This is a genomic window from Roseobacter sp., assembly GCF_024639605.1.
In the GTDB taxonomy this organism is placed as follows: domain Bacteria; phylum Pseudomonadota; class Alphaproteobacteria; order Rhodobacterales; family Rhodobacteraceae; genus Roseobacter.
In genome coordinates, this window is record NZ_JAHEHZ010000231.1 from 1 (window position 1) to 3742 (window position 3742).

3 protein-coding genes are annotated in these 3742 nt (G+C 61.1%); all 3 read right to left on the bottom strand.

What is annotated here, in order from left to right; translation table 11 throughout:
- Positions 1–1565: choline dehydrogenase (gene betA, locus Q0M35_RS17980; RefSeq protein WP_295317628.1), on the bottom strand; the 1565-nt coding region annotated here is incomplete at its 3' end.
- Between the two features lie 142 nt (positions 1566–1707).
- Positions 1708–3216: a choline-sulfatase gene (betC, locus tag Q0M35_RS17985; RefSeq protein ID WP_295317629.1), complete on the bottom strand. Its 1509-nt coding sequence runs from the start codon at positions 3214–3216 to the stop codon at positions 1708–1710.
- Positions 3213–3742: transcriptional regulator BetI (gene betI, locus Q0M35_RS17990; protein WP_295317630.1), on the bottom strand; the 530-nt coding region annotated here is incomplete at its 5' end. The genes betI and betC, both read right to left, overlap by 4 nt.

Genomic DNA, 3742 nt, shown 5'->3' on the forward strand with positions numbered 1-3742 from the left:
TCGCCAACCATGATGGAGGGTCCGTTGAGATTGCCGTTAGTAATGCGCGGAAAGATACTGCTGTCAGCAACGCGGAGGCCATCCACACCAATGACCCGGCCCTGCGGATCGACAACGGCACCGGGATCGTCTGCGCGCCCCATCCGGCAGGTCCCGCAGGGATGATAGGCGCTCTCAGCATGTTCACGGATCGCATCGTCCAGTTCGTCGTCGGTCTGCAGCGCATTGCCCGGCTGGATCTCGTGTTTGACGAACGGCTTCATCGCTTCCTGCTCAAAAAGCTCTCGTGTCAGGCGGATGCAGCGACGGAAATCAATCCAGTCCTGCTCCTGCGACATATAATTGAAAAGGATACGGGGAGACTCGGCCGCATCTGCAGATCGCAGTGTAACCTCCCCGCGTGAAGGCGACCGCATTGGACCGGTATGCGCCTGAAAACCGTGCCCCTCCGCCGCGGCTTTACCATCGTAGCGTACTGCGAGCGGCAGAAAGTGGTACTGGATATCAGGATATGGCACGCCGGCTCCGGAGCGGATAAAGCCACAGCTCTCGAACTGGTTCGAGGCGCCCATCCCGGTTTTCGTAAAGAGCCACTGCGCCCCGATAAAGGCCTTGGAGGCGAGGTTCCAGTGCCGGTAAAGTGTGATGGGCTGGCTCGCGGCCATCTGGATGTACATCTCCAGATGGTCTTGCAGGTTCTGCCCGACACCGGGCCGGTCGGCCACCACGTCGATACCGTGCTTCGCCAGGTGTTGTGCCGGTCCGATCCCCGACAGCATCAGCAGTTTGGGAGAGTTGATCGCCGAGGCCGCAATCACGACCTCACGCGCTGCCCGGATTGTCTGACGCCGGCCACCCCGGTTGATCACGACGCCGGTGGCCCGTCCGTCTTCGATGATGACACGCTCCGCGAGGCCCCGCACCAGCGTGCAGTTTTCGCGTTTCAGCGCAGGATGCAGATAGGCATTGGCCGCAGACCAGCGGCGGCCCTTCCAGACGGTTTGCTCAAAGGGTCCGAAACCCTCCTGTTTGTGCCCGTTGTAATCGTCAGTGACCTCATAGCCCGCCTGCTCGCCTGCGCGCACAAAGGCTTCATAGAGCGGGTTTTTCCGCGGTCCCCGGCTGACGTGCAGCGGCCCGTCCGTGCCGCGCCAGGCCGGATCACCTCCGTGCCCGCCATCATGCCATGTCTCCATGCGCCTGAAATAGGGCAGAACGTCCGCGAAGGACCAGCCATCTGCTCCCGCCTCCGCCCAGTGATCGAAATCCATCGCATGGCCCCGCACATAGACCATGCCGTTGATGCTCGAAGAGCCCCCCACGACCTTGCCGCGCGGGCACGCCAGGCGGCGTCCGCCCAGGTGCGGCTCAGGATCAGACCAGTACCCCCAGTCGTAGCGCTTCATGTTCATCGGATAAGACAGGGCCGCCGGCATCTGAATGAACGGTCCGGCGTCCGAGCCCCCGAACTCGATCACGATAACTGACGCCCCGGCCTCAGAGAGCCTGCTGGCCATCGCACAGCCGGCACTTCCCGCGCCTACAATCACAAAATCCGCTTGCATCATATTTCAGTCGTCTCAGGTTGCGGCGCCGCAGGCGCAGATCATCAGTGTGCGCGCCAGCGCGCCGCCGGATCACGGGTGCGGCACAAAGCGCTCACAGGTTTTAAAACCCCGACCGGTACCGGTCCGGCCGGAGTGTCGTTTATTCGCCGCGCGGGAAGCGTTTGTTTTCTTCCAGCACGTTCAGATCCATGTGGTTGCGCATGTACTGCTCGGAGGCCGCCCGGAGCGGCTGGTAATCCCAGGGGTAGTACCCACCCTCGCGCAGGGCCTCGTAAACGATCCAGCGGCGGGCCTGGCTTTTGCGCACGTCAGCGTCAAAAGCATCAAGATCCCAGCGCACCTCAGCTTTGCTGCGCAGGCTCGTCAGCGTACCCTGGTGCTCCGCTGCGTCTGCAAGGTTGCTCAGCTCATGCGGGTCTGCGTCGAGATCAAAGAGCTGATCCGGGTCCAGCGCACAGCGGTTGTATTTCCATTTGCCATAGCGCAGCGAAACCATCGGCGCAAAGGAGGCCTCGGCGGCATACTCCATCATCACCGGTTCGGTACGCTCCTGGCCCTTCCCCATCGGCACGAGCGAAACACCGGTTGTCCATTCCGCGACCTCATCCATCGACACGCCCGCAAGTTCACACAGCGTGGGGCAGACATCGATGTTGGACACGGGCGTGGTCTGCAATCCGGGCGTCATTGCGGGCGCCGAAATCATCAGCGGCACGCGCGAGGAGCCCTCAAAGAACGACATCTTGAACCATAGCCCCCGCTCACCCAGCATGTCGCCATGATCCGAGACAAAAAGGATAATTGCCTCCTGACGTGTGTCTTTCAGCGTTTGCAGGATCTTCCCGATCTTGTCGTCCAGATAGCTGATGTTGGCGAAATAGGACTGGCGCGAGCGGCGGATGTTTTCTTCAGTTATGTCGAAACTGCGCCAGTCGTTGGCGTCAAAGATACGTTTTGAATGCGGGTCCTGATCTTCATAAGGAATCGCCGGCACTTCGGGCAGCAGGTGCGCGCAATCCTCGTAAAGGTCGCTGTATTTCTTTCGCGCCACGTAAGGGTCGTGGGGGTGGGTGAAACTCACCGTCAGACACCAGGGCCGCGGATCACCGCCGCGTGACAGGTCATAGAGCTTGCGGACAGCGTTAAAGGCAACCTCGTCATCGTATTCCATCTGGTTGGAGATTTCGGCAACCCCGGCCCCCGTCACCGAGCCCATATTGTGATACCACCAGTCGATCCGCTCTCCCGGCTTCCGGTAATCCGGCGTCCAGCCGAAATCGGCCGGGTAAATGTCGGTAGTCAGCCGCTCTTCAAAACCATGAAGCTGATCCGGACCCACAAAGTGCATCTTGCCACTGAGGCAGGTCTGATAGCCCGCACGCCGCAGATGATGCGCATATGTCGGGATCGAAGAGGCGAACTCCGCCGCATTGTCATAAACGCCTGTGGCCGAGGGCAGCTGCCCTGACATAAAGGCCGCCCGCCCCGGCGCACAAAGCGGGCTCGCGGTATAGGCGTTTCGAAATCGCGTAGACCGCGCCGCCAGTGCTTTGAGGTTGGGTGCGTGCAGCCAGTCGGCGGGGCCGTCCGGAAACAGCGTGCCGCTGAGCTGGTCCACCATCAGTATAAGTATATTCGGCTTGCTCACTGATCTGCCTCCAGCAGAGTTCTGAATGCCGCGCGCACAGCGGACCGCGCCGCGTCTGCGCTTTGCGACCGGGCCAGTGCCGCCCGCAGGTAGAGACCGTCGATCAGAGCTGCGAGGATCTCCGCATGGCTTTGCGGGCTTTTGCTTAAGGGACGCAGCGCGTGGACAAGGTTGGAGCGTAGCCGGTGCTGATAAATCCGCAGCAGTCTGAGCGTCTCGGGATGCGTCCGGGCCTGTGCATAAAGCGTCATCCAGGCACTGACGGTCGCAGGTGCAAAACACGCAGGCGCAAAGCTTGCATTAATAACGGCCATGGCCCTGTCATGCGGGGTTGTGGCATCCTCAAGTGAATGGCGTACCTCGGCGCCGAAATCGCGCAAAATCTGCCGCATGGCCGCATGAAAGATCTGGTCTTTACCGCCGAAATAGTGATGTGCGAGCGCCGTGGACATGCCGGCGCGTCTGGCGATCTGACCAACCGTCACGTCAAGTGAGCCGCGCACGCCGATCTCGGCAATGGTGGCAT